This window comes from Sphingobacterium pedocola (assembly GCF_015209965.1).
Classification (GTDB): Bacteria; Bacteroidota; Bacteroidia; order Sphingobacteriales; family Sphingobacteriaceae; genus Sphingobacterium; species Sphingobacterium pedocola.
Map to the genome: position 1 here is coordinate 144,710 of NZ_MU158693.1, position 25,099 is coordinate 169,808.

General features: G+C 38.1%; 23 protein-coding genes and 2 tRNA genes. 12 read left to right on the forward strand and 13 right to left on the reverse strand.

The annotated features are described in order from the left end of the window. Window positions 1–67 precede the first annotated feature (67 nt). Both C4F40_RS20225 and C4F40_RS20230 read left to right on the forward strand, forming a co-directional pair. On the forward strand, window positions 68–1,387 hold the full coding sequence (locus C4F40_RS20225) for a PQQ-dependent sugar dehydrogenase (RefSeq protein WP_196941243.1): 1,320 nt from the start codon (window positions 68–70) through the stop codon (window positions 1,385–1,387). 60 nt (window positions 1,388–1,447) lie between these two features. Then, window positions 1,448–1,615 carry a hypothetical protein gene (locus C4F40_RS20230; protein WP_196941244.1) on the forward strand — a complete coding sequence of 56 codons (168 nt, stop codon included), beginning with the start codon at window positions 1,448–1,450 and terminating at the stop codon, window positions 1,613–1,615. On the opposite strand, the gene C4F40_RS20235 is transcribed toward C4F40_RS20230, so the two are convergent. Both C4F40_RS20235 and C4F40_RS20240 read right to left on the reverse strand, forming a co-directional pair. Continuing rightward, window positions 1,612–2,265 carry a response regulator transcription factor gene (locus C4F40_RS20235; protein ID WP_196941245.1) on the reverse strand — a complete coding sequence of 218 codons (654 nt, stop codon included), beginning with the start codon at window positions 2,263–2,265 and terminating at the stop codon, window positions 1,612–1,614. The genes C4F40_RS20230 and C4F40_RS20235 overlap by 4 nt on opposite strands. A gap of 58 nt (window positions 2,266–2,323) precedes the next feature. After that, entirely contained in the window at window positions 2,324–2,539 is a 216-nt protein-coding gene (locus C4F40_RS20240; RefSeq protein ID WP_196941246.1) for a hypothetical protein, read from the reverse strand. Between the two features lie 399 nt (window positions 2,540–2,938). Here C4F40_RS20240 and C4F40_RS20245 point away from each other — a divergent pair, with 399 nt between their 5' ends. The 3 genes from C4F40_RS20245 to C4F40_RS20260 all read left to right on the forward strand — a co-directional run bounded on the left by C4F40_RS20245 (window position 2,939) and on the right by C4F40_RS20260 (window position 6,073). Beyond that, window positions 2,939–4,231, forward strand: a complete 1,293-nt coding sequence (locus tag C4F40_RS20245; protein WP_196941247.1) for a 4Fe-4S dicluster domain-containing protein — start codon at window positions 2,939–2,941, stop codon at window positions 4,229–4,231. Between the two features lie 13 nt (window positions 4,232–4,244). Continuing rightward, a complete protein-coding gene (locus C4F40_RS20250) occupies window positions 4,245–5,039 on the forward strand; it encodes a (Fe-S)-binding protein (protein ID WP_196941248.1) in 795 nt (264 codons plus the stop codon). A 584-nt stretch (window positions 5,040–5,623) separates the two neighbouring features. Further along, complete coding sequence (locus C4F40_RS20260) at window positions 5,624–6,073, forward strand: SRPBCC family protein (protein ID WP_196941250.1); 450 nt, start codon at window positions 5,624–5,626, stop codon at window positions 6,071–6,073. Window positions 6,074–6,165: 92 nt separating this feature from the next. Here the strand turns inward: C4F40_RS20260 and C4F40_RS20265 are convergent. From C4F40_RS20265 to C4F40_RS20285, 5 genes are all read right to left on the reverse strand, one after another. Further along, a tRNA-Leu gene (locus C4F40_RS20265) sits at window positions 6,166–6,249 on the reverse strand. Window positions 6,250–6,300: 51 nt separating this feature from the next. Further along, window positions 6,301–7,179, reverse strand: a complete 879-nt coding sequence (locus tag C4F40_RS20270) for a Ppx/GppA phosphatase family protein (protein ID WP_196941251.1) — start codon at window positions 7,177–7,179, stop codon at window positions 6,301–6,303. A 104-nt stretch (window positions 7,180–7,283) separates the two neighbouring features. Next, window positions 7,284–8,309, reverse strand: a complete 1,026-nt coding sequence (locus C4F40_RS20275; protein ID WP_196941252.1) for a Gfo/Idh/MocA family oxidoreductase — start codon at window positions 8,307–8,309, stop codon at window positions 7,284–7,286. Between the two features lie 13 nt (window positions 8,310–8,322). Then, on the reverse strand, window positions 8,323–8,943 hold the full coding sequence (locus C4F40_RS20280; protein ID WP_196941253.1) for a hypothetical protein: 621 nt from the start codon (window positions 8,941–8,943) through the stop codon (window positions 8,323–8,325). Window positions 8,944–9,036: 93 nt separating this feature from the next. After that, window positions 9,037–11,613: a phosphoenolpyruvate carboxylase gene (locus tag C4F40_RS20285; protein ID WP_196941254.1), complete on the reverse strand. Its 2,577-nt coding sequence runs from the start codon at window positions 11,611–11,613 to the stop codon at window positions 9,037–9,039. A gap of 221 nt (window positions 11,614–11,834) precedes the next feature. Between C4F40_RS20285 and C4F40_RS20290 the strand changes: the two genes are divergently transcribed. The 3 genes from C4F40_RS20290 (at window position 11,835) to C4F40_RS20300 (ending at window position 15,757) form a co-directional block, all read left to right on the forward strand. Next, entirely contained in the window at window positions 11,835–12,248 is a 414-nt protein-coding gene (locus tag C4F40_RS20290; RefSeq protein ID WP_196941255.1) for an organic hydroperoxide resistance protein, read from the forward strand. A 361-nt stretch (window positions 12,249–12,609) separates the two neighbouring features. Beyond that, a complete protein-coding gene (locus C4F40_RS20295; RefSeq protein WP_231390157.1) occupies window positions 12,610–14,796 on the forward strand; it encodes an FUSC family protein in 2,187 nt (728 codons plus the stop codon). Next, window positions 14,780–15,757 (forward strand): YpdA family putative bacillithiol disulfide reductase, encoded by a 978-nt coding sequence (locus C4F40_RS20300; RefSeq protein ID WP_196941256.1) that lies wholly within the window; start codon window positions 14,780–14,782, stop codon window positions 15,755–15,757. Before C4F40_RS20295 ends, C4F40_RS20300 begins: the two co-directional genes overlap by 17 nt. Here C4F40_RS20300 and C4F40_RS20305 read toward each other — a convergent pair. After that, window positions 15,746–16,378, reverse strand: a complete 633-nt coding sequence (locus C4F40_RS20305) for a TetR/AcrR family transcriptional regulator (protein ID WP_231390158.1) — start codon at window positions 16,376–16,378, stop codon at window positions 15,746–15,748. The two genes, C4F40_RS20300 and C4F40_RS20305, sit on opposite strands and share 12 nt — an antisense overlap. 92 nt (window positions 16,379–16,470) lie before the next feature. Here C4F40_RS20305 and murB point away from each other — a divergent pair, with 92 nt between their 5' ends. From murB to C4F40_RS20320, 3 genes are all read left to right on the forward strand, one after another. After that, window positions 16,471–17,481: a UDP-N-acetylmuramate dehydrogenase gene (gene murB / locus C4F40_RS20310; protein WP_196941257.1), complete on the forward strand. Its 1,011-nt coding sequence runs from the start codon at window positions 16,471–16,473 to the stop codon at window positions 17,479–17,481. A 285-nt stretch (window positions 17,482–17,766) separates the two neighbouring features. Further along, complete coding sequence (locus C4F40_RS20315; protein WP_196941258.1) at window positions 17,767–18,279, forward strand: RNA polymerase sigma factor; 513 nt, start codon at window positions 17,767–17,769, stop codon at window positions 18,277–18,279. A gap of 17 nt (window positions 18,280–18,296) precedes the next feature. After that, the gene (locus C4F40_RS20320) at window positions 18,297–18,551 is read left to right on the forward strand and encodes a cytochrome b5 domain-containing protein (protein ID WP_196941259.1); all 255 of its coding nucleotides are present in this window, start codon (window positions 18,297–18,299) and stop codon (window positions 18,549–18,551) included. 10 nt (window positions 18,552–18,561) lie between these two features. Here the strand turns inward: C4F40_RS20320 and C4F40_RS20325 are convergent, their stop codons facing one another. From C4F40_RS20325 to C4F40_RS20340, 4 genes are all read right to left on the reverse strand, one after another. Next, the gene (locus tag C4F40_RS20325; RefSeq protein ID WP_196941260.1) at window positions 18,562–19,479 is read right to left on the reverse strand and encodes a PfkB family carbohydrate kinase; all 918 of its coding nucleotides are present in this window, start codon (window positions 19,477–19,479) and stop codon (window positions 18,562–18,564) included. A gap of 59 nt (window positions 19,480–19,538) precedes the next feature. Further along, window positions 19,539–19,612: transfer RNA gene (locus tag C4F40_RS20330), tRNA-Asn, on the reverse strand. Window positions 19,613–19,702: 90 nt separating this feature from the next. Continuing rightward, complete coding sequence (gene asnB / locus C4F40_RS20335) at window positions 19,703–21,397, reverse strand: asparagine synthase B (RefSeq protein ID WP_196941261.1); 1,695 nt, start codon at window positions 21,395–21,397, stop codon at window positions 19,703–19,705. A gap of 304 nt (window positions 21,398–21,701) precedes the next feature. After that, window positions 21,702–21,962 carry a hypothetical protein gene (locus tag C4F40_RS20340; protein ID WP_196941262.1) on the reverse strand — a complete coding sequence of 87 codons (261 nt, stop codon included), beginning with the start codon at window positions 21,960–21,962 and terminating at the stop codon, window positions 21,702–21,704. A 263-nt stretch (window positions 21,963–22,225) separates the two neighbouring features. Between C4F40_RS20340 and C4F40_RS20345 the strand changes: the two genes are divergently transcribed. Continuing rightward, window positions 22,226–22,753 carry a hypothetical protein gene (locus C4F40_RS20345; protein WP_196941263.1) on the forward strand — a complete coding sequence of 176 codons (528 nt, stop codon included), beginning with the start codon at window positions 22,226–22,228 and terminating at the stop codon, window positions 22,751–22,753. Here C4F40_RS20345 and tamL read toward each other — a convergent pair. Beyond that, window positions 22,750–25,095: a translocation and assembly module lipoprotein TamL gene (tamL, locus tag C4F40_RS20350; protein WP_196941264.1), complete on the reverse strand. Its 2,346-nt coding sequence runs from the start codon at window positions 25,093–25,095 to the stop codon at window positions 22,750–22,752. The genes C4F40_RS20345 and tamL overlap by 4 nt on opposite strands. Between the last annotated feature and the right edge of the window lie 4 nt (window positions 25,096–25,099).

Consider the following 25,099-nt stretch of genomic DNA (forward strand, 5'->3'; position numbering starts at 1 on the left):
ATTACTATGCCCAAAGGAATAAATTGATATCTTCTCTACGACATATCAGAATTTAATATGCACCTGTATGAAAAATAGAAACTTTTCTGATTTCTGGCCCGTTCTACTATTGTTGGCGGCAGTATCTTGTGGTCAACGTATCAATAAGGAATCTACACAAACATCCGGAGATAGCGTTGAGTATAGCCATGAATACGGAAAGAATATTGTAATAAACCCCGTCGAGACACCCGTTTCTACAACTAAATATGCAAAAATTGTTGGATGGAAAGAGGGCGAAACACCTAAAGCACCCAATGGATATCGGGTGGTAAAGTTCGCGGAAAATTTAAATAGTCCCCGTAATATCTACGTAGCGCCAAATGGAGATATTTTCGTATCTCAGGCACGCACAGAAAAGGAAGGAGAAGAACAAGAAAAGAAGAATTCAAGAAATATTTTCGAAAGTCCTAGTCCAAATAATATCCTGCGATTCAAAGATGCAAACCAAGACGGTACCCCCGAGATAAAAGAGGTATTTTTGAGTGAGCTAAATCAGCCTTATGGCATGCTGATATTAGGTGACTATTTTTATGTCGCTAATACGGATAGTTTTGTGCGTTATCCATACGACAAAACAAACGTAACGATCACGGGTAAAAGGCAAAGATTAGCCAACTTACCTGCAGGAGGGTATAACAATCACTGGACTAGAAATCTGGTCGCCCATCCCGATGGTACCAAGATTTATATTTCGATCGGCTCGGCCAGTAATGCCGGCGAACATGGAATGGGAGAAGAAAAGCAGCGGGCTAATATCCTCGAAGTGGATTCTAGTGGAAAAAACCTACGCATCTACGCGAGTGGCCTACGTAACCCTGTAGGAATGGACTGGGAAAAGCAAACCGGAAAACTCTGGACCGCTGTAAATGAGAGAGACGAACTCGGAGATGAACTGGTGCCCGATTATATCACGAGTGTTTCGGAAAACAGCTTTTACGGCTGGCCTTATACCTATTGGGGCCACCATATTGATCCGCGTTGGATAGACAAAGCTCCCGATTCCCTAGTTAAAAAATCTATCACTCCAGATTTCGCAATCGGTGCTCATACGGCTTCGTTGGGATTGGCGTTCAACAAAGATTCGAGTTTCAAAAACGGTGCATATATTGGTCAACATGGATCGTGGAATAGATCCTCTTTCGCTGGATATAAGGTCTTGTTTGTGCCGTTCGAAAATGGAGCACCAAGTGGAGAACCCGAAGATTTCTTAACTGGTTTTATTGCAGATGAAGAAAGTAACACCATCCGTGGGAGACCGGTAGCTGTAGTATTTACAACGAATTACATGCTGGTGGCTGATGATGCGGCAAATATTATCTGGGCTGTTATTCCAGATTCAAAGTAGCCTAGTCTGCAGATAGCGTGTTCTAATGGAAATAGAAATAATACATTAAAATAAGCGATTATGAACATAAAGAAACCCGACATCGCTCAAATAAAAATCGATAAAACGTCGCAAAAAAAGACAGATAAGAACACGAAAGTAAAACACGATACCGGTAAAAGGCCTGAGAAGGACACTAATCCTCTACCACCTAATCCAAATAAAGTGGATAATCATGATGATGATTAAGCGATCAGTCCGTTTAATATCGCAAATTTTATCAAAGCAGCTGTATTTTTAGAACCGGTCTTTTGTAAAAGATTTTGACGGTGCCCCTCTACTGTGCGTTTACTTAAAAATAGTTGTTCCGAAATTTCACTATTGGTAAAACCCTCACTTAGCTTTTCTAAAATTTCTATCTCTCTCACGGTAAGATCCATTTGCGGCTTTTCCCGCATATCGATATAATTCAAGGGATTTTGGATTGCCTTGGCTACGAAACGCATTGAAATCTCTTCACACAGGAAGCGTCCACCACTTGCAACGTGTCTTAAACAGAATAGCAATTCATCGGAACTAACATTCTTCACCAAAAATCCCGCGGCGCCGGCTTTAAAAGATTGCGCAATATATTGTTCGTGATCTGTAGTCGATAAAATCACAATAGGTGTAGCAGAAGGAAGACCATTAATGATCTTAGTCAGTTCAAGACCGTCTAAAGAATCGAGATTGATATCGCATAGTAAAACATCCGGGCGAATATCACGTTCCAGGTGCGCTAATACTTCCTGTCCGGTTGTCGCAGTTGCAACAACTTCAAAATCTGGTTGATTTTCCAATAACAGACGAATACCATCCCGCACTAACGCATGATCGTCTGCCAACATTATTTTAATCATTGTCTCCAAATTTTTAAATTCAATCTATTTTATACGAGCAGCTTGTCGACTATCGATTTTATTTTTTACTTAAAGAATCTTTTGCTAAAGAATCTTGTTTCAATGTATCCGAAGTACCGTATAATAGTTCGTCCGAATTATTGAGATTATAGCGCGTCTTATCCATTTCTGTGACTGGACCTGGATCCTGCTGTTCCTGATTGTTTCCGCAAGAAAGGGCACTTATTCCTAGAATAATCCCCATTAAACTATATATAACATTCTTGTTGCGCATAATTTTGTTTTTAGAGTGTTTGTGCTACTGATAGTCTTTCATCTATAAAAGTATTAATTAAGCCCATTCCACTCGGTTCAATTACTATCAAAAATCCGCATGGCAGTGCGTGTTACCACTAGTCATGAAGATCTTGTTTTATAACATTTTATAAATAAAACTGTTATAAAAAAAGTAATATCACGTATAAAAACCTCATTTCCAGTATTAATACCTAAATGTAGGTTGCAATTTAAAAATTGGAATTGCCGGGGTGAAACTATAATTGTACTGTGTAAAACGTCGAGGAAAATCATTCACACGTATTTGAAAACATAATTGTAGAGGAAAATACGCTATTATGCTAGCATAATAATATCAGGATTGTATATATTTGTATTGAACCAGAATAGCATAACTATGACAAGTCAGTTAATATTTGCAATTGTATTGGTTGGAGCTCTTTTCCTATTTTATAAGAATGCGCGTAAAATTTATAGGAATATCCAACTCGGAAAATCTGTAAACCGTTTTGATAACGCATCAGAGCGCACAAAATTGATGTTACTCGTTGCTTTTGGACAAAAAAAGATGTTCAAAAGACCTATTCCGGCGCTACTGCATTTGTGTGTATACGTCGGTTTTTGCATTATCAACATTGAGATGTTAGAAATTTTTATAGACGGATTGTTCGGTACGCATCGCGTATTTTCGTTTATGGGTGGATTTTATGATGTTCTGATTTATAGTTTCGAAATTCTAGCCGCTTTGGTGCTTACGTCCTGCATTATATTTTTAATACGTAGAAATATATTAAAAGTAAAGAGATTGAATCAAGCGGAACTAATGAACTGGCCAAAAACAGATGCTGACTTAATATTAGTTACGGAGATTGCACTTATGACCGCTTTTCTGTTAATGAATGCAGCAGATTTCAAGCTACAGACACTTCAAGCAGCACATTATACGATAGCCGGTTCTTTCCCCATAAGTTCCTCGTTAGCTAATTTTCTTCCAAATAACAGCGATTCCTTGATCTTTATAGAACGTTTCAGTTGGTGGTTTCACATACTGGGCGTATTAGCATTTTTAAATTACCTTCCGATATCAAAACACTTGCATATTATTCTTGCATTTCCAAACACCTATTTTTCAAACTTAAAACCCAAAGGAAAATTTGAAAATATGTCGGCGGTAACGGAAGAAGTGAAAGCAATGTTGGATCCATCACTTCCCTCACCATCCGCAGAGATTTCCCGATTCGGTGTAAAAGATGTACAGGATTTGACTTGGAAAAACCTCTTGGATGCATACACCTGTACCGAATGCGGCCGTTGTACTGCAGCTTGTCCAGCGAACATTACCGGAAAACTCTTGTCACCTCGTAAAATCATGATGGATACGCGGGATCGCCTCGAAGAGGTGGGAAACAATATAGACCGAAATAAATCATTTGTTGATGATGAAAAGTCGTTGTTAGATGATTACATCAGCAGAGCAGAAATATGGGCTTGTACAAGTTGCAACGCTTGTGTAGAACAATGCCCGGTTAATATCGATCCGTTACAGATTATTATGGGGTTGCGCCAATATGTGGTAATGGAAGAGTCACAGGCACCAACAAGTGTTAATGCCATGTTGAGCAATATGGAGAACAACGGTGCACCCTGGAAATATGCACAGGCAGATCGTGCCAATTGGACAAATCAATAAACGAAAAGAACACATGGAAAATCAATTTCATATACCTACAGTCGCTGAATTATTAGCTTTGGGGGAAAGCCCGGACTTATTATTTTGGGTAGGCTGCGCCGGGTCTTTTGATGAAAGGGCGCAACGTATCACCCGTGATATCTGCAAAATACTACAGCATGTCGGTATCAAATATGCGATATTAGGTACGGAAGAGTCCTGTACAGGCGACCCTGCCAAACGCGCTGGTAATGAATTCCTGTTTCAAATGCAGGCGATGATGAATATCCAAGTTTTGGATGGATACGAAATCAAAAAAATCGTAACGGCATGTCCGCATTGTTTTAATACCCTAAAAAATGAATATCCGAGCTTAGGTGGACAGTATGAGGTTATTCACCATACGGAACTCATCCAATCCTTAATCGATGCCGGTAAATTAAAGCCGACTGATGGCCACGAGTTTAAAGGTAAGCGTATCACTTTTCACGACCCCTGCTACCTGGGGCGCGGCAATAACGTCTATGAAGCTCCGCGTAAAGCCCTAGAAATTCTGGATGCCGACTTAGTTGAACTGAAAAGATGTCGCAGTAACGGACTTTGTTGCGGAGCAGGTGGTGCACAAATGTTTAAAGAACCCGAAAAAGGCGACAAAGACGTTAACATCGAACGCATCGAAGATGTGATTGAATCTGCCGCTACTGTGGTTGCGGCGGCCTGCCCCTTCTGTATGACCATGCTTCGTGATGGTGTCAAAGCCAAAGAGAAAGAACAGGAAATCCAAGTTCTTGATATTGCAGAAATTACTGTAAGAGCAAATAAACTTTAGAAGTTTCGGTCAATAAATCACCATATAAGTAAAAAGGCTCGATCTTCGGATCGAGCCTTTTATTGTTAAAAGGACGTTACCTCTCAACACGGGTAAAAAACTAGCCGACATAGGTACCCCTGCTGGTTAAAATACGGTTGTAAAACAAGAGATTGTCGGGATGAATCACTTCTGCGTATCAGTTGGTCCAACTCGCTCTTGCTTAAAATCATTTATACAGAAGGACGGTTTCATGGCTTTTCAAAAACGTACTTTTTAATTGCACCTCAATCCTTTATTTTTCTTGCCCTATGGAAAGAATAAAAAAACAAAATTGAATTATAATTGTAAAGAGAAAGTGATATCCACAATTAAAAATTATAAATATGCACCAGTTTATGAATATTATAGCGATTGCCGGCAACCAGTCATTGATTATATCAGGAAAGCGGATGCTAAAGACCTCCGGAATCATATTAACGATTACCCAACAGGTGTCGTAGATGGTTATCAGGGTCTAATGTTTATTGCCGCACATTGTGCTCGGCACACTAAACAGATCGAAGAAATTAAAGCGGACACTAATTTTCCAAAACAATAAGAATATGAAGAAAATGAATTATCAGATCACAATCGACTCACCTGTCGATCATGTGTTTAACACGATGCTCGGTAAAGAAACGTACAAACAGTGGACAGCCGCTTTCAATCCAACTTCTGATTTTGAAGGTAGTTGGGAAAAAGGAGCTAAGATTTATTTTACAGGCACCAACAAAGATGGAGAAAAGGAAGGTATGGTTGCGGAGATCGCTGATCATATTCCAAATAAATACATATCCATTCGTCATTATGGTGTGTTAGATAAGGGAAAAGAAATTACAGAGGGGCCTGCAGTCGAAGGCTGGGCTGGCTCCTTCGAAAATTATTCCTTTATGGATATTGATGGGAAAACACTATTGAAGGTCGACGTGGACACCAATGAAGAGTATCTAGATTACTTTGATGAAGCCTGGCCAAAAGCTTTACAAATTCTTAAAGAGATCAGTGAAAAATAATAGTTGACAATGTCAATTTCTTGACAAACAAAAGGCCTTGTCGGCAAAATAGAGAAAGGCCAAATCTTATCCAAAGATTTGGCCTTTTAACGTGCCCAGGAGCAGATTCGAACTGCCACGCCCATTCAGGCGCCACCCCCTCAAGATGGTGCGTCTACCAATTTCGCCACCTGGGCTTGTCTCACGCAAAAATATACTTTTTTTGGAAACTTACAACTGTTTTCCTACTATTTATTGTTGTTTTTATCAATCAATGTCTGGATAATTCCGTCTGCTAATCCAACCCGGGGCGCAACGATATTTTTAAGATGTCCTACCTTCATAATTGTCAAGAAAATTTCGGAGGCTGGAATAATGACGTCGGCACGATCGGGCTTTAAACCTAACTCATGGATACGGTCTTTCATGGAAAAAGAAATCAAATAGTCGTATAATGCTTTAAGCTTGGCGTAAGAAATAGGCTTGTCGGCATTTTCATTTGCCAATCGGGATAGCTTATTAATATTACCTCCGGTACCTATTCCGTAGATATTTTTATATCCTTTCGTTATTTCTCTTACCCATCTACGCATTTCATCCCATGTCTCGGGCTTATCCTGATTGTCCAAGATACGAATGGTACCCAAATTAAATGAACAAGAGTCTACGAGTTTGGCGTTGGCAAAAAAAGAAATCTCTGTACTCCCGCCGCCGACATCAATATACAGATACACTTTGTTCTTATCCATTTTATCACTTAAATGTGAATTATAGATAATCTGCGCTTCTACACCGCCATCTATAATCTGGATATCCACGCCGATGTCCTTACAGGCTGCCACGACTTCCTGTCCATTATCTGCATCTCGCATCGCCGAAGTGGCGCAGGCCATGTAGTCTGTAACTTTATATACATCCATCAAATGGCGAAACGCTGACATCGTTTTCACCATATCCTGAAATTTCGGTTCAGAAATATGCTTTTCTATAAATGCATCGTCACCCAAACGAAGTGGAACGCGTAAAAGGGTATTTTTGGAATAGGTAATTTCGTCTTTTTTTTCTAGAATATCTGCAATGAGTAACCTGACTGCATTTGAACCAATATCTATCGCTGCGTATCTCACAAAAATGTTTTATAATAAATTAATATGTAACGAAATAAAGCTACTGATAATTCAATCAATAACAGTACTTTGTGTGTTAAAATAACATTAAGTTAATAAGAAATTTACTTCTTTTTAGCGGGAGCTAGAATTTCCAGCTGACAAAGAATTTGTTCGGCAGTGACGAAATACGGTTCCCGCAAACGAATGGTTTGGTAAACAGCGTCAAATAATTGCATATAATCACCCTTCTCGGGAGAAACGTCGATTTCTTCGGTTACATCGTCCAAAATAACGGTTAATAGACCGTCCTGACCTTCGTGTTCTAAGCCATAAGAGGGATCCAAAGGACTCATTCCAAACTGAAGTTGAGCCTCCTGCACATCGGTACGATCTTTAATAAACGTACCGTTCGCTCCATGTAAGACAAAACTTTTTTGAGGATTAGCGACCAATAGGCTGGTTGTGATAAACACATTCAAACCATCTTGATAATTTAAAATCAACGAAGCATAGTCGTCTACCTTGGTGTTGGGTCTATTTTGAGAGAGGATCTTGGTCGCGGATTTTGGGTTACCAAATAACGATATAACTTGATCCAGTAAGTGAGATCCAAGATCGTAAAGGACGCCGCTAGCAGGACGAGGGGTTTCTTTAAAAATTTTAGGACCAATTTCCGGTTTGAATCGATCAAAGCGCAAATGCAGTTCGATAGGTTTACCTACTAAATTTTTATCCAGAATATATTTTAAAGATTTAAAATCAGAATCAAAGCGCCTGTTGTGAAATGGAAGTACACAACGATCGGTTTGCTTGCCTATTTCAAAGAGTTCCTTTGCTTCAGCTACAGTGGGAGAAAACGGCTTTTCGATCAATACATGTTTTCCCGAGAGAAGCGCCCTCTTTGCAAAATCAAAATGCGTATCATTTGGTGTATTAACAATAACTAACTCGATTTCACTATCACTCAGTAATTCGTCAATACTATCATAACTGATGACATAGGGATAATCCAGTTGTGCATTCTTTTTCGAACGCTCAACGACGGCCTTAAACTTAAAATAGTTACTGTTTTCTATAAACGGCGCATGGAATACCCTTCCGGACATTCCATACGACAATATACCTGTTATGATCGGTTGTATCACCATATCCTATTTGCTTTTAATGATGCGCGTGGGCATCTTCTTTGCCTCCGGCTTGCGCATATAAATCCGAAATAGCCGCTACGTGTTTTTTAGCAAATTTTTGTAGATCTTTATTTGTATTACGTGTTAATCGCTCGAATTGTGTTTTCAGCGTTGCCAATTCGTGTTGTGTATGCGTTACGTAATTGCTAACCGGTTCATGTGCATGTTGTGCCTCTTGCTCAACAGTAACTGTAGCAGAATGAACCGTAGTATCTGATGTAGATTGAGTAGCTGCTGCTGTATGAGCGGCTACACCTTCATCCGAAGAATGTGTCGCTGCAACACCTTTAATGGGATAGTCTACATGGAAAGCCGTTGCGATACTATCCAATTCAGGATCTAATTGTGCATAGAAGTCTTTCAGCTTGGCTCCTAGTTCTTTTGCTTTCGCATCTCCACCATTCTGTATCTGATCTGCATGTACTAATCCTGTCGCAACATGCTCACCTACGATTTGAAAAAACGCGTAGGCATCTCCATCCACCAACGAAGTATGTGTATATTTTAGCTGTCTTTCCTCGGCTGTCTTTTGAGCACATGAGTTTAACAATGCACTTGCACAAACTGCTGCGACAAATAATGTATTGAATTTCATCTGTATAATTTTGTAAGTTCCTTATATATTCTATCTCTCGTGCAACAAAAATATAAAATATCTAATATAATTCTCAAATTAAATGATGTTAAATTATGCTAGGTTTCGTCCTGCATTTACCACACCAAAAATTGTTCTTCCGATGAGTTTTTTATACACATCCTGCTTCTCCTCGCTTATTTTTTTATTCTTTTCCAGCGTACGTATGGCATAATGTTGAATAATTAGCAACGGCAAAACGATTTTCTCTCTTTCCAAAATGGAGGCTCTTTCTACGGGATAATTTTGCATCAAAATTTCAGAATTGCTCAACTTCAAAAGGTATTTCTTTGTATTTTGATATTCATCATGTAGCAAGCTCCAAAACGCCCCAAATGTAGGATCATCTTTCATATATGAAGTGATATGAAAATTTGATTTCGTCATCGACATCATACAATTATCGATAAGCGTGTTGAAGAAACCGGAACTTTCGTACAGGTTCTTAACATAAGACCACAAATTATTTTCTTCGGCCCACTGCAAGGCTGTTCCAACGCCGAAGAAGCCGGGGATATTCTGTTTAAGTTGGCTCCATGAAGTCACGAATGAAATAGCACGTAAATCTTCCAAGCGTAACTCTCGATCGGAATTTCGTTTTACTGGCCTACTACTGATATTAATCGAAGCTAACGATTTTAACGGACTTAGTGTTTCAAGGTAAGATAAAAACTGTGGATGGTGCCTCAAGGCTAAAAATTTCCGGTGGCTTTCTGCTGCCATACCATCAATGACTTCCTTTTGTTTCGACGTAAGCGTATCGGATGTGTTCTGTCTTAACTCGGAAACCAAGCCAGCATGTAATAATTGTTCTATATTAGATTGAGCCGTGTCCAATGATCCATATTGGCTACTAATCGTTTGTCCTTGAATAGTCAATTGAATGTGTTTGTTTTCGATTTCGGATCCCATGGAGGCGTAAAAACGCTGAGTCTTACCCCCACCCCTTGCTGGTGGGCCTCCCCTGCCATCAAAGAATACCAAATCTATACCGTACTCACGGGCAATGGCAGTGAGCTCTATCTTTGCCTTGTAAATCGACCAGTTCGCCATCAAATATCCCCCATCTTTCGTACTATCTGAAAAACCAAGCATAATGGTCTGCTTATTATCTCGTAATTTCAGGTGCTTAGCATATTCTTCATTTGTATACAAGGACTTCATCACATCTGCCGCGCGGGAAAGGTCGTCTACTGTTTCAAACAAAGGAACAAAATCAATGCAAAGCTCTTCCCTCTTCCATCCTTCCCATAAAAATAACTGCATTAACCCTAAGATATCTGATGCCTGTTGGCAATTGGAGATGATAAATCGCTGTGCAGCACGTTCGCTACCAGACTTTTGTATGCCTTTCAACAAACGAATTACATCCACTGTATCCTGGATTAAGCTATCCGCATCATCTGCACAATCTAACATTAACTCATTGAATTTAAATGCCTTCTGCAACTTTTCTTCCGAACTGGTTAAATCCGAAACCTTCAACTTTGTATCGTCGTTTTTCTCAACCAAATAATTTATCGTACTGCGTAAAATACTACTATCCTGCCGAATGTCTAATGTGGTAAAGTAGCATCCAAATGTATTCACTTTACGAATCAAATCTTCCACCAACCCGACAAACAAGCCGTCATGTCGTGCATTCAGAACGTCTTTTATCGCGTTTAGGTTTTCTAGAATCTTAGCTGTATCATCTTCTGGATTTTCTATCGGGTTAAAACTATTCTCGTAAAATAGGTCCTGAAGATTATCTAAATATCCCTCTATACCACGAAAGGTGATCCGCCTCTTAACCTGACGAAAATCGCGGTAATAGCACCTGAAAAGGATAGTGCGCAATAGCGCGGCAACCGTTTTTGTGCTTTCTGCAGTAACATTTGGATTACCATCCCGATCCCCTCCTGGCCAAAATCCCAGTTCGATCAATTGCTTAACTTCTTCAGCAGGCAACTCTAGTGCATCGTCAATTTTCGCCTGTATACCCGACGCTACTTTATAAAAAACATTTTCCAGATACCAAGCTAAACTGATAGCCTCGTCTACCGGTGTTGGTTGTTGCTTGTTTATGAATGGGGTTTTACCCAATTGCTGAAGCAGTAAATGAATATTGGAAATATCATTTAGCTTTATTGCCTCAATCAGATCATTTATAATTCCCAAGACAGGGCCTGGGTAAAACTGCGTAGGATGTGCAGTAAGTACTAATCGTACTGAAAAATCTTTCAGTTTCTCTACCACTTGCTCTTTTAATTTGTCATCGTCCTGAGTGAGCTTAAATAGGGAATTCAAGCCTCCGGCTTCATCTCCCTTGCCGATAACTTGATACGCTGAATCTTCGACGGCATCAAAGAGCACTACCTGACGTTCTACATATTGTACAATTCGAAAAAGTAGATCAAGCCGATCTTCTTCTTGGACGTACTGCTCGTATTGACCGAAGAAACTGTCGATAATATCTTCAGGAGGCAGATGCTCTTCGACTCCTTTTTCACAATGTGTCGTAAAAAACGGTAAAAGTGTTCCTGTATGTTTTACACGTTGAAATGGAAGTGTCAAGAACAAACTCTTAAACAGATCAAATCGCGTAAGTACCTCATTTTCGAAAGTCGCTTTTTTTTGATGTAATTTCATTACTTGCTTTGATTATAAATAACTATAGGGCTTGGGCATATTCTAATCTACCGCACGATGGCAGCCGTTCAAATATATGTAATTTATATTAAAATCATTAATTTTTTACAAAAATTACAATTTAAATTTATTTTTTTTAAAAAAGTATAAATAAACAAATTCTATTTTTGATTGTTTTAATAAATATACATTCTACAGAAACAAATTTAAACAAAAAAATAATGAGCGAGAAACTATATACAGCAGAAGTGACTGCGATCGGCGGAAGAGATGGCGCTGTCAAATCCTCCGATGGTGTTTTAAACTTTGAGGTAAGAAAACCAGAATCTATGGGCGGAAAAGGTGGTGCTACCAACCCCGAACAGTTATTTGCAGCTGCGTGGTCGTCATGCTTTCTCGGCGCCATGGGTGCTGTTAGCGAAAAAGACAATACTGATTTGAAAGATACACAGTTGACGGTAAAAATCTCTTTCAACTCAGAAGGCAACAGCTCATTTCTTTCCGCAGAAATTGAAGCACATGTACCTTCGTTAGATAATGAACAAACGCAAGCTTTAATTGAAAAAGCGCACCGCGTATGTCCTTATTCAAAAGCAACTAGAGGAAATATTGAAACCTCTTTAAAAGCAGTTTGACCGGAAGGCTAACTGCCTGTTTCCTTTTTCACATATCGCCTTTTGTATCTCTTGCGGAAGGTGCCTGCTTTTCACTAGCCCGTTGCCCGTAATAAGGTTCTGATGTGTTTTTATCATTGCGAGGAGGAGAAATGACGACGTGGCAATCTATGTTTTAAGACTGCCACGTCGTACCTCCTCGCAGTGACGTAATTTGTATCTACCCTGAAGGTTTTGTGCTATCTTTGCATAACGAGATGAGATGAACCATTCGTGTTGAAATTTATTTTCTTACGTAGTAGAATAAATCCTGAACATGTAAGTTTATCCGACTGTGGGTTAAAATGAGCGGATAAACCGTCCATGTTTAAAATTATTACTGATGAAAAGGACAGAGGAATTTAGCAGTTTTTTTTATAGTCAATATTTTGCAGATGGCTTACGCATCACGCTTGGAAGTATTGTCCCGATAATGATCTGTGCCTTAATGGGTGAATTCCTTACGGGTACATTGATTTCCCTAGGCGCTCTGATAGTGGGGCTGTCGGATACACCCGGAGCTCCTACACACCGAAGAATGGGCATGCTTTATTGCACCATCTTATGTGTTCTTACCGTTGTTATCACGGCTTTACTTAATAGTTTCTTAATTGCAATGACACTTGCAATTGGCATCTTGTCGTTTCTCTTTTCTATGTTTGCCGTCTTTAATGCAAGAGCTGCTACAGTCGGTACGATGTGTATACTCGTCATGCTTATCAATGTAGACGATATATACTCCTTTAGGGAAGAGCTTACTTACCTCCTTTATTTTGTAATCGGTGCTTGTTGGTATATGATTATTAGCATGTCTCTTACACAAGTAAGGCCCTACAGGCTAGCACAGCAAGAGTTATCGGAAACAATATTACATGTTGCAGATTACATTCGCCTCAAGGCAAATTTTTACGACATCAAGCAAAATTTAGACAGCAACTACCTCAAACTAATTGACAAACAGGTTATCGTAAATATACATCAAGAAAATGTACGAGACATTTTGTTCCAAAGTAAACGCTCAATAAAAGATACGACCAAAGAAGGAAGATATCTGACATTGATCTTTACAGATATTGTCGATTTATTTGAACAGAGTATGACGACCCATTATGATTATGAAACTATTCGTAACAATTATGGAAAAACCGAAATATTAGATCAGATTAGAAACTTACTGTATAAAGTAACGCATGAGTTAGATAATTTAGCGTATAAAATCAATGCAAACAAAACGCCTAAATCTGTTTATGACTTTGAAAAGGAAATCGAAAAGATCAGACACGCTATAGAGAAAGTAGACGAAAAGGAAAAAATTAATTCTATTCCACTCAAAAAAATATTGATTAATATCCGTCAAATAGCACAACACGTACGTGAGATTCACCGTTATAGCCAATTCAAAGGGATTGAAATTCAAAACGAAGACGCAATAGATACGAAAAAATTCGTAAAAACAGATTTAATTAATTGGCAGAATTTCAAAGACAACATCAGTATCGAATCCAGCATTTTTAGACATGCCCTTCGAATGGGCATCGTGCTGTCCGCTACTTATTTGATTTTAAATCTGTTTCAGTATTCAAATTTTGGCACTTACTGGATTTTATTAACAATTCTCGTGATACTCAAACCCGGTTTCGGTCTAACAAAAGAACGAAATCTGCAACGCTTGGGGGGAACTGTTATAGGCGGTATCATTGGCGCGATTATTTTAATTACAATAGATGATATATCTATACGATTTGTCCTGCTCATCTTTTTCTTTCTCATAGCCTATAGTTTATTCCGGATAAACTACATCATGGCAGTTATTTTTATGACACCGTATGTACTCATTATGTCGAGTTTTACCGGCATGAATACTTTTGAAATCGCACAAGAAAGAATTTTAGATACATTTTTGGGTGGAACCATCGCTTTTCTATCAAGTTATATCGTATTTCCAAACTGGGAAAGTTTTCAAATTAAATCAAACATAAAAAATCTCTTAGTTGCAAATTATCAGTATTTAGCGCAGGCCTTGAAGCTGCTATCCGGAAAACCTTTGCCCGCCACAGAATATAAATTAGCCCGCAAAGAGGTTTACATCGCATCAGCAAATATGGGATCTACCTTTCAACGTCTTCTAACGGAACCTAAATGGAGGCAACACATCACGAAAGAAGTAAATAGATTCGTTATTTTGAATCATATATTCTCTTCTTATTCAGCTACATTATTGACTCAACTCAAAGAATCTAAAAACATCGATTTTAATAACGATCACCTAAAGTCTCTTCTTAAAGCCCTTCAAAATCTGGAGAAAACGATCCAGTCTCTTGAATCGGAAAGTGCACAAACTATCCCTCCCATCATCGACATGGACAAAATCGCCCATGCCCCTGTCGACAGCGACGAAGCAAAATTAATTACAGATCAATTACAATTTTTGACGAAAATTTCAGCAGATTTACAAAAGATAACAACCGAAATCATCTTTAAAGATGTACAAGCGGCAGAAGAATCAAGTACGAATGAAAAAAAGATTTGACGTCATTATTATTGGAGGAGGACCTATTGGATTAGCAAATGCAATAGAGGCGAAAAAAGCAGGATTATCCTATGTAGTCTTAGAAAAGGGTTGCCTCGTAAACTCGCTCTACAATTATCCTGTAAACATGACCTTCTTTTCCACGTCGGAAAAACTGGAGATAGGTAATATACCGTTTGTAACGACAAGTCCCAAACCAAAACGAGCTGAAGCGTTGGAATATTACCGTCGAATTTACACCACATTTGATCTGAATGTTCACTTATTTGAAGAGGTACTGTCTGCCGATAAGGGAAATATTGGATTTTTCGATGTAAAAACGACTAAAGCATCGTACGAAGCTGCACACGTTATCGTTGCTACGGGGTTTTATGATGTCCCGACTTTGCTCAATATCCCTGGAGAAAACCTTCCAAAAGTAAGACATTACTACAATGACCCCCATTTTTATGCCGGGCAACATGTTGTTGTGATTGGCGCTAGCAATTCTTCTATCGATGCGGCATTGGAGACCTATCGTAAAGGGGCACAGGTTACGCTAGTAATTCGGGCTGCTGAAATTAGTCCTCGGGTAAAGTATTGGGTGAGACCAGATATCGAAAATCGAATAGCAGGTGGAGAAATTAATGTTTTTTACAACAGTCAGTTAACTGCTATCACGGAAACGGAGGTTGAGATTAAAACGCCAATGGATAAGATCCGCATCCAAAATGACTTTGTACTCGCGTTGACCGGATACCGGCCCAATTTTGCTTTGTTAAAAAAACTAGGCATTACAATTCCCAATGAATCGCCCTGCATTCCAAATCATGATCCCAATACCATGGAAACAAATATCAAAAACATGTATTTAGCAGGGGTGGTATGTGGAGGGTTTAATACCCACTTGTGGTTTATTGAAAACTCAAGAATACACGCCAAAATAATTATTGCTGCTATAACGGAAAAATTAGGCGCCTAATCCCTTTATAAATATTTTAGCCATTTTTTTCTGCATTTCAAGGATTGCATCGAACTCTTCTTTTGTTGGAAAAAAAGAGTGCTTGATATCTTTGATCACGATCAAACGCATCCCCATCAAGGAGAATAGAAATAGACGAGCCGTCTCTTCGTAGTTGTCTATAACGAGTTCACCGCTTTTCGCTCCATTTTTTAGAATTGATATGATCTGCTCATGTTGTTTTTCAAAGGAGCAAATGATTACTTTTCCAAGATCTTCCGGCACATCTTTACCCGTGTTAAACGTATATTCAAAAAGATTATAATATTTTTTAATATACTCCATTCTCTTTTCCAATATAACCATTATGGCCCGTTCGGTATTCGTTATAGGTCTTAATACCTCCAAAATATCTTCTTCCTGTTCTGTAATCACGTAATCCAGGACAGCACAGTATAAACTATTTTTATCTGGAAAGTAATAATATAATAAGGCCTTTGAAAAAGAAAGATCTTTTGCAATCTCCGCCATGGTCGTTTTCGACATTCCATAATGGGCAAAACGCCTTTTCGCAGATTCTAATATTTTAACACGTTTCTCGTCAGCACTTTTAGGCATAATCAGTAAAATAAGTTTGTTCAAAAATTGCTCTTTATCTTATCTTTACAAATAAATTAATTAAAGTTATCATTTTATATTGAATATTTAAAAGAATTGGTCAAATAATACAAACCGTGAATATAGAACAAAACATTTCCTTAAAGTCATTTAACACCTTTGGTGTACAAGCTGTAGCAAAAAAATTCATTGATATAAAAGAAGAAAAAGAGCTTTACGCTTTATATGATAACGGCGTTTTTAACGAAGATTTTTTTGTTTTAGGAGGTGGAAGTAATATCTTATTCACGCAAGATTATGACGGCACAATTGTAAAAATATCCAACAAAGGTATCCAGCATTTTATTGAAGGTAATGATGTATATGTAACAGCACATGGCGGTGAGATCTGGAATGATTTAGTATGGCACTGCGTTAACCAAGGTTTTCCGGGTTTAGAAAACATGGCACTTATTCCGGGTACGGTAGGCGCATCTCCTATTCAAAATATCGGCGCATATGGGGCTGAGCTAATGAATTTTTTTTCCTCTTGCAAAGCTTTTGATACGCTAACAGGAAAATTCACTACGTTTACAAACGAGCAATGCCAATTCACCTACAGAGACAGTATATTTAAAGGAAAATACAAAGGAAGGTTTATAATCACCGCGGTAACCTATCGACTATTTTTGTATAGCAAACGCAATACAAGCTATGGTGCCATTGAGGAAGAATTGGCGAAAAGAAACATTACCGCGCCAACTATTAAAGATGTTGCAGAGGTTGTGTCACACATCCGTGTGGAAAAGCTTCCCGATCCGAGTACAGTAGGAAATGCCGGAAGCTTTTTTAAAAATCCGATTGTAACGCCGGAAAAATTACATGATCTAAAAAGTTTTTTTCCAAATGTTGTCTTCTATCCAACGGAAGACGGTAAAGCTAAAATTGCCGCAGGATGGTTGATCGAGCAGTGCGGATGGAAGGGTAAACAAATTGGCAACGTTGCCGTGTGGAAAAATCAGGCGCTGGTGTTAACTAATATTAATGACGCCACGGGAGTAGAAATCTATGAAGTATCGACCAGAATCATAGACAATGTCCTAAAAAAATTCGGCATTAGACTGGAAAGAGAAGTAAATGTTTTATAAAAAGTTTTCCACATTTCTTGATATTTTTAGATGTTCTAAACATCGAAATCTATCTTTAACATAAATCTAGCACGATTTTCAATAAACTTCCCTCTTCATTAACAAAAAGTTAATATCAATTAACTGCTAAATCTTTATCTCTAGCATAACTTTTGTAAATATTCATACTGAACCGTAGTTATTTATAAACTGATATCATCAGCATCTCTTTATGGAGGATTTATAAATACACAGACCCGTTTGTAAGTAACTACATATTGTTGAACGAGTTAAATCCAATCTAGTATGAACAGAATAGAATTCAACAGCTTAGTAATCCAGCATTCAGATTCGTTAAAATTGTATGCTAAAAACTTCACAAAAGATCATGATGACGCGAATGATCTTGTACAAGACACCTTGTTAAAAGCTGTAACGTATTTCAACAATTTTAGAGAAGGAACGAATCTAAAAGGATGGTTGTACACGATAATGAAGAATACGTTTATCAACAATTATCGTCGCATCGTAAAAACAAATTCATTTATTACAAAAGAAGAAGAAATATCGCCAGCCAACCTCGTGGTATCAGCTACTAAAAACAAAGGCGAAGATAAATTTGTAATGGAGGATATAAATACGGCGTTAACTAATCTTTCGGATGAATATTACATCCCATTTACCATGTATTTTGAAGGGTTCAAATACCACGAAATTTCCGAACACCTAAACATTCCGATAGGAACGGTAAAAACGAGAATACATGTAGCTCGGAAAGCAATGAAAAAAACACTTTCAGCATACAAATACTATGCTTAAGGTTGTATTTTTGCGGAATGGAATGCCGAAAGAAAAATACCGTCTTCACAAAATATACGCGATCGCAGCTAGCGCTTCGAAATGGTCAAGATAAACCATTAATTTGGGTAGCTTACAATGGATACATCTATGATGTATCAGAAAGCAGACTCTGGAAAAAAGGGATGCACTACGAGCATTGGGCGGGCCAAGACCTTACCGAAGAACTCGCCGATGCGCCTCATTCGGCTGAGGTTTTTAGAAAATTTTCAATTATTGGAATTTTAATTTGAGCTAAGCGATTTACTCGCTTAGCTCAAATTTTGAAAGCGCTATAAATTGTTTGAGTCGAAAAGAGATATCTTCTTGCGTTAAATTCTGTAACCGTTCGGTACCGAACTTTTCTACACAGAACGAAGCCAATGCCGAACCATAAATTACCGCATTTTTCATGTTGGTGAAATTTACAGATTTCACTTTAGCGAGATAACCAATAAATCCTCCAGCAAATGCATCTCCTGCTCCTGTTGGATCGAACACATCGGCTAAAGGTAATGCCGGTGCAGAAAAAATTTGCCCATCTCCAAACAATAAAGCGCCGTGTTCCCCCTTTTTGATAATTAAATACTTAGGACCCATTTCCTGAATAATTTTAGCAGCCTTTACCAACGAATATTCTTCCGCCAGTTGTCTTGCCTCAGCATCATTAATAGTAAGTACATCTACTTTTTTCAGTACAGACTTCAAATCGTTCAACGCCACATCCATCCAAAAATTCATCGTATCCAAAACGACCAATTTAGGTGTCTTTTCTAAACGGTTTAAGGTAGATTGTTGCACTTGTGGAGTAAGGTTGCCTAACAATAAAAACTCACAGTCCTGATAAGAAGCGGGCACCTTGGGGTCAAAATCTGCAAGCACATTCAGCTCCGTAATTAAGGTATCACGGCTATTCATATCATTATGATACTTACCAGACCAGAAGAAGGACTTTCCGCCCGGCACCACTTCCACACCTTCAACATCAATACCTTTATTCGTAAGGAGATCAATGTTACTCCCAAAATCCTCACCTATTACACTCACTAACTTCACCTTGTCATATAAATATGATGCCGATAATCCAGCGAACGTAGCTGCACCACCTACGATTTTATCGGTTTTACCGAATGGGGTTTCTATAGCATCAAATGCTACTGTTCCAACTATAACCAAACTCATGCGTAGTATATAATATATAGTAAATAAAAAAACCGGCATCTATGCCGGCTTTATTTTAGCTCCTGAAGCTGGGCTCGAACCAGCGACCCTCTGATTAACAGTCAGATGCTCTAACCAGCTGAGCTATTCAGGATCATATTAGAAGTAATTCCTTCTAAAGTGCTACAAAGATAAAACTTCGCCATTAAAATTCAAAGAAAAACATTTTAAAATTGTTTCCTAACTAATTAATAGCCGTTTCTTCATGCGTTTTCTCATAACTCTCGTTGTGTACACTAGCTACTGCACGACCTGAAGGGTCGTTAAGATTTTGAAATGATGCGTCCCATAGCAACGCTTCCGGTGTACTGCAAGCAACAGACTTAACCGAAGGCACTGTCGACGCAGCTGCCTCCGAAGGAAAATGTGATTCAAAAATTGACCTGTACAGGTATTCTTCCTTATTTTTTGGTGGATTGATTGGAAATCTTTCCGGCGCATTTGCAAATTCCGAATCGGTAACTTTATTTTCTGCTTGTTCTTTCAAGGTATCAATCCAACTGTATCCCACTCCGTCTGAAAACTGTTCTTTTTGACGCCAAGCAATACTTTCTGGCAAGTAATCTTCAAACGCTTTTCGAATCACCCATTTCTCCATTCTTCCATCTTTTATCATTTTATCCGAAGGGTTGATTGTCATGGCCACGTCCATAAACTCTTTGTCCAAGAATGGCACACGGCCTTCCACACCCCAAGCAGCTAAAGACTTATTAGCTCGTAAACAATCGTATAAATAAAGCTTTTTGAGTTTCCGAACTGTTTCTTCATGGAATTCTTGTGCGTTTGGTGCTTTATGAAAATACAGGTACCCGCCGAATAACTCATCGGATCCTTCTCCCGACAGAACCATTTTAATACCCATAGATTTGATCACCCTTGCCAACAGATACATCGGTGTAGATGCACGAATTGTTGTCACATCATAAGTTTCCAAATGATAGATTACGTCGCGTATTGCATCTAATCCTTCTTGGATGGTAAAATTAATTTCGTGGTGAATAGTACCAATATGATCCGCTGCCTTTTGCGCAGCAATTAGATCTGGAGCACCGCTTAACCCTACCGCAAAAGAGTGCAGCTGCGGGTACCAGGCTTCTTCCTCGTCTCCAGATTCAACCCTCTTGGATGCATACTTTTTAGTAATCGCCGCAATTACGGAAGAATCTAACCCGCCGGATAAAAGCACACCATAAGGCACATCTGACATTAATTGACGATGCACAGCATCTTCCAAAGCTTTCCGTAGCTTAGCAATATCCGTTTCATTTTCTTTTACACTATCGTATACCTCCCATTCTCTAGCATACCATCTTTGCGGCTCAGTACCCTCGAAACTATATATATAATGTCCCGGAGGGAATTGTTCTATTTTAGTACAAAATCCTTCCAATGATTTTAATTCGGAAGCAACAAAAAACTGTCCCTTTTCATCGTAGCCATAGTAAAGAGGGATAATTCCCATATGATCGCGAGCGATAAAGTAAGAATCATTGCGCGAATCATATAAAGCAAAACCAAATATACCATTCAAATCCTCCACGAAAGAAGGACCTTTTTCCAGGTATAGGGCAAGTATAACTTCTGAATCTGATTGTGTAGCAAAATTATAATTAGGCAAGGAATTCCTTAATTCCTGATGATTATAGATTTCTCCATTTACAGCCAATACAACTGTCCCATCAGGACTATATAATGGTTGACTTCCTGATTTAGGATCTACAATAGCCAACCGTTCATGGGCTAAAATAGCTTTTTTTGAACTGAAGATACCGGACCAATCCGGCCCGCGATGTCTAATTCTTTTAGACATTTCTAAGGCTTGGGGTCTGATCTTACCTTCTTCTTCTTTTAAATCGAATGCTCCTATAATTCCGCACATACATGTAACTTTTTATCGTTCATTATTTTAACAATACAAAGAAAACAATAAAAAAACGAAATTCATAACAATTTTTATTTTTCTTTAATAATTTAATAAAAAAACAGACATTTCATTATAAATAAGATTAACAAAATAATAAATTCCTACAAATTAAAATTGTTTATAAACGTACATAGTACATTTTATAATACGACAATCCACCCCAAACACAAGGCAAGAAAAATGGGTAAAAAAAAAGAGTAGCAAATCAGCTACTCCATATATACGTTATATCATATTCTTTAGAAGAATACCAGCTAGATCAGCTTTTCTTACTACCAAATCCTAAAATAGCGAAGACAACTTTAAAAGCTAAAAATGACGCTATTAGAATTGCTAAATTCGCAATCAGAGAAAATATAAAAGTTGATTGACCTAATGAAGGAATCACATCAGGAACGAATCTCACGAATACACCAAATAAACCAATAACGATAGCAATGGTTAATGCTACATAATAACTTGTTTGATTGGCGTTGTTATCCGTCTTTTTTGGTTGTCTCTCAATAGCTGTATTTTCCATATCAGTGCTTTGTCTTTATTAATAGCACAAACTTAGATAAATTCGTTTTTATATCCAATTATAATTGGATATAAAAACGAATTTATCTTTCTATAGTGAGCTCGTCTGTCCTCCGAGAAACGGGGTGGCTCGGTTCTCCGTTGCTATTTAAACCTCATTAATAGTGCAATCCAAAACGTAATCCATCAATAATATTATTCTAATCTAAAAATGCAGAAGTGCTATCGGTTTTTTTTTCTTTAATATTGTAATAAATTTCTAAAATGAAACACATACTATATTTTGTACTTGCAATCGTTCCTTTTCTTTCTGGTGCTCAAGAACAACGGATAGACAATTTTATTGTAAAAGAAAATTTAACACAAAATGGTAAAATAGCAGTTATAGCCGTTGATTCAGCAGAGGTTGCAGACGAACGTATCGACGGCACGTTTCTGTTTTCCATGAACGGGCTACAACAGACCCTACAATTTCATCAAGGTGTAGCCGTACCTTCTCAAAAAATAGATGGATCGACGTTTGTTTTTTTTAAGCATAAAAACCAAGACAATTCGACAGGTCGACTTTATTTTATCTATAAAAAAGATAATAGTTTAACACCTTACAAAATAAATGGCTTATTACTACTGATTATTCCCGCATTACTGTTATTAATAGCATACGTTTTCAAAAGAATGCTATTGACCCTAGTCATCCTTGGTTTAATTTACGGGTATTTATCTTTTAGCAAAGGCTTAGCATTCACGCAGATCATAGAAAGTGCATTGCAGATTATAAAAAATCTATTCTAAAACGGTAAGCCAACTCCAAAATTATATTGGATAAAATTATAACGGTCTGGGCGATTAGAGTTGTAATATCCTCGCTTAAAATCCTTGGCATCGAATACCTTCCGTATCACCCATTGATCGCTGCCTTCAAATTGCGGGTCTTTTACTTTTAGCCCGGCATCAAGTCGCATGATAAAATAATCCATATCAAAGCGTAAACCGAACCCTGTACCTATTGCGATCTGCGAAAAGAATTTATTTATTTCAAATTGGCCGTTCGGATTAAACCGATCTTCCCGAAGGCGCCAAATATTTCCCATATCTACGAATGTGGCACCGTTCATTTTGGCACCTAAAAAGTTACTGAGCAATCGAAAGCGGTATTCCAAATTTGTTTCTAATTTCACCTCTCCCAACTGATCTAGGTTTCGTAAACTCAGTCTAAGATTTTCGGGTATTCCTTCTCGGTTATAATTACCGGGGCCCAACGTACGTGCTTGCCACGCCCGGATCCCGTTCATTCCTCCAGCAAAAAAGCTCTTCTCAAAAATAAGCAATCTGGAGTTATTTCCATATGGCACGGCCAATCCCCCATTGAAACGTAATACAAATTGTCTATTTCCCTCAAAATGCTTGTACCACCGGTAATCGAGCTCCCCTTTAATATATTGCAGATAGGGAACTTTAAATAAAATACGTTGATTGTCTTCGTTCCGCTGAAAATTGAAAGCCTGACTGACTAAACCCAGTAGATTACCACTTAAATCGAGTGAACTTCTCAAATAGGAAAAATTTTCCAGCTTAAGCAGCTTAGGCGCATTCCAGGTGATAGCATATTGCGATCCTAATCCAAAATACTCCCGGTCGTTAGATTCGACATATAGATTATATCCCTCATTGATTAAATTCTGCTTAAAACTCTCATTGAATTTCCCCACGCGATATTCTAATACCACAGGGGTATAACTATGTTGTAAATTAGGCGATTGCCACCAAGAATAATTCAACGTGTTAATCAAATAACGATTAGAATATGTATTATCTTGATTGAACAACTGTAAACTAGATGAAAAAGTCGTCCGAGGCAAGCCGTATTTCCCAATCCCGCGTACTTGAAAAGGCAATAATAACCTAGGCACCACCAAGTTGACACCTACTTGAAAATCATTATTAAAAATTTTTTGGGAAAGATTGCCTTCCAAACGAGGATCGAATAACACACCATAACGTAGTTTTACCTCCAGTAATTCTGCACCTCCAAAAACGTTTCGATGCGAAAAAGTATTTCCGATATTAAAACCACTCATCCCAGAACTGAAAGTATATTCGCCCTCCACTTGATTGGCCATCAGCGAACGAGGTATCAATTCATATTTCACGTCCAACAAACTACTATCTACTTTTTCGAAGTTAATTTTCACGCTGCGAAAGCCATTCATTTCATATAAACGGTCATAGGACAAGTTTTCACTACTTAAACTATACGTTTGCCCCGTTCGAAGGTACATATAACGCGAAATCGGGCGCAACCTGAAACGACCGGTTTCGTCCATAAAATCCACATCTATAACGCTATCGCGATATGCATTTACATCCCTCTTCATTTCCTCCGAATTAGGTCGAATTAAAAGGGAAACGTTATTAATTTTATAGATACGGTGCTTATCGTTTTCCGGATTTAGCACTTGAATAGTTAGGTCCACCCGATCAGCCCTTACATTAGTATCTACACCTACGCGCATATACTGCCTTACATAATCGTAATAACCCTTATCTTTTGTAGCGATGTAAAGTCTTTCACGTTCTTCCAGTAGCTTAGCAGCGTCGTATTTTTCGCCGATTTTGATCTTGGTAGTCGGCAATACCTCATTTTTATATATAAGGTGCATCGAGGTATCTTGAAATTCATAATCTATTTTATCCAAAAGGTATGGATTCCCAAGATTGGCATTAAAATCAAGACGTGCTTTTTTTTTGTTTATATCTATTTGTGTATTTACCGAAGCATTGAAATACCCTTTCGTCTTAAGGAAACTTTGAATCTGATTAGTAGATAGTTCTACCAAAGAGGAATCTAAAATATGGGGAGCCTCGCCGACCTGTCTTATATTATCTGTTTTATACTTCCCTTTGTAGGTATTAAAAATATTATAAATTGTCAAATTCAACGCAGAGTTGGGTCTAATTTCGTTAGAAATATAAAGAGAGGATTGTTCTTTTAACTCTTGGGGAATACCGGTTAAATCTATATCGGTTACTAAAGCTTGATCATCCTCCAAATATTTTGCAGAACGGCAGGATGTAAAAATTAACAGTAAAAGCGCTATACTTGTAAAAATTAAAAAGCTTCTATTTTTAGTCATTAAA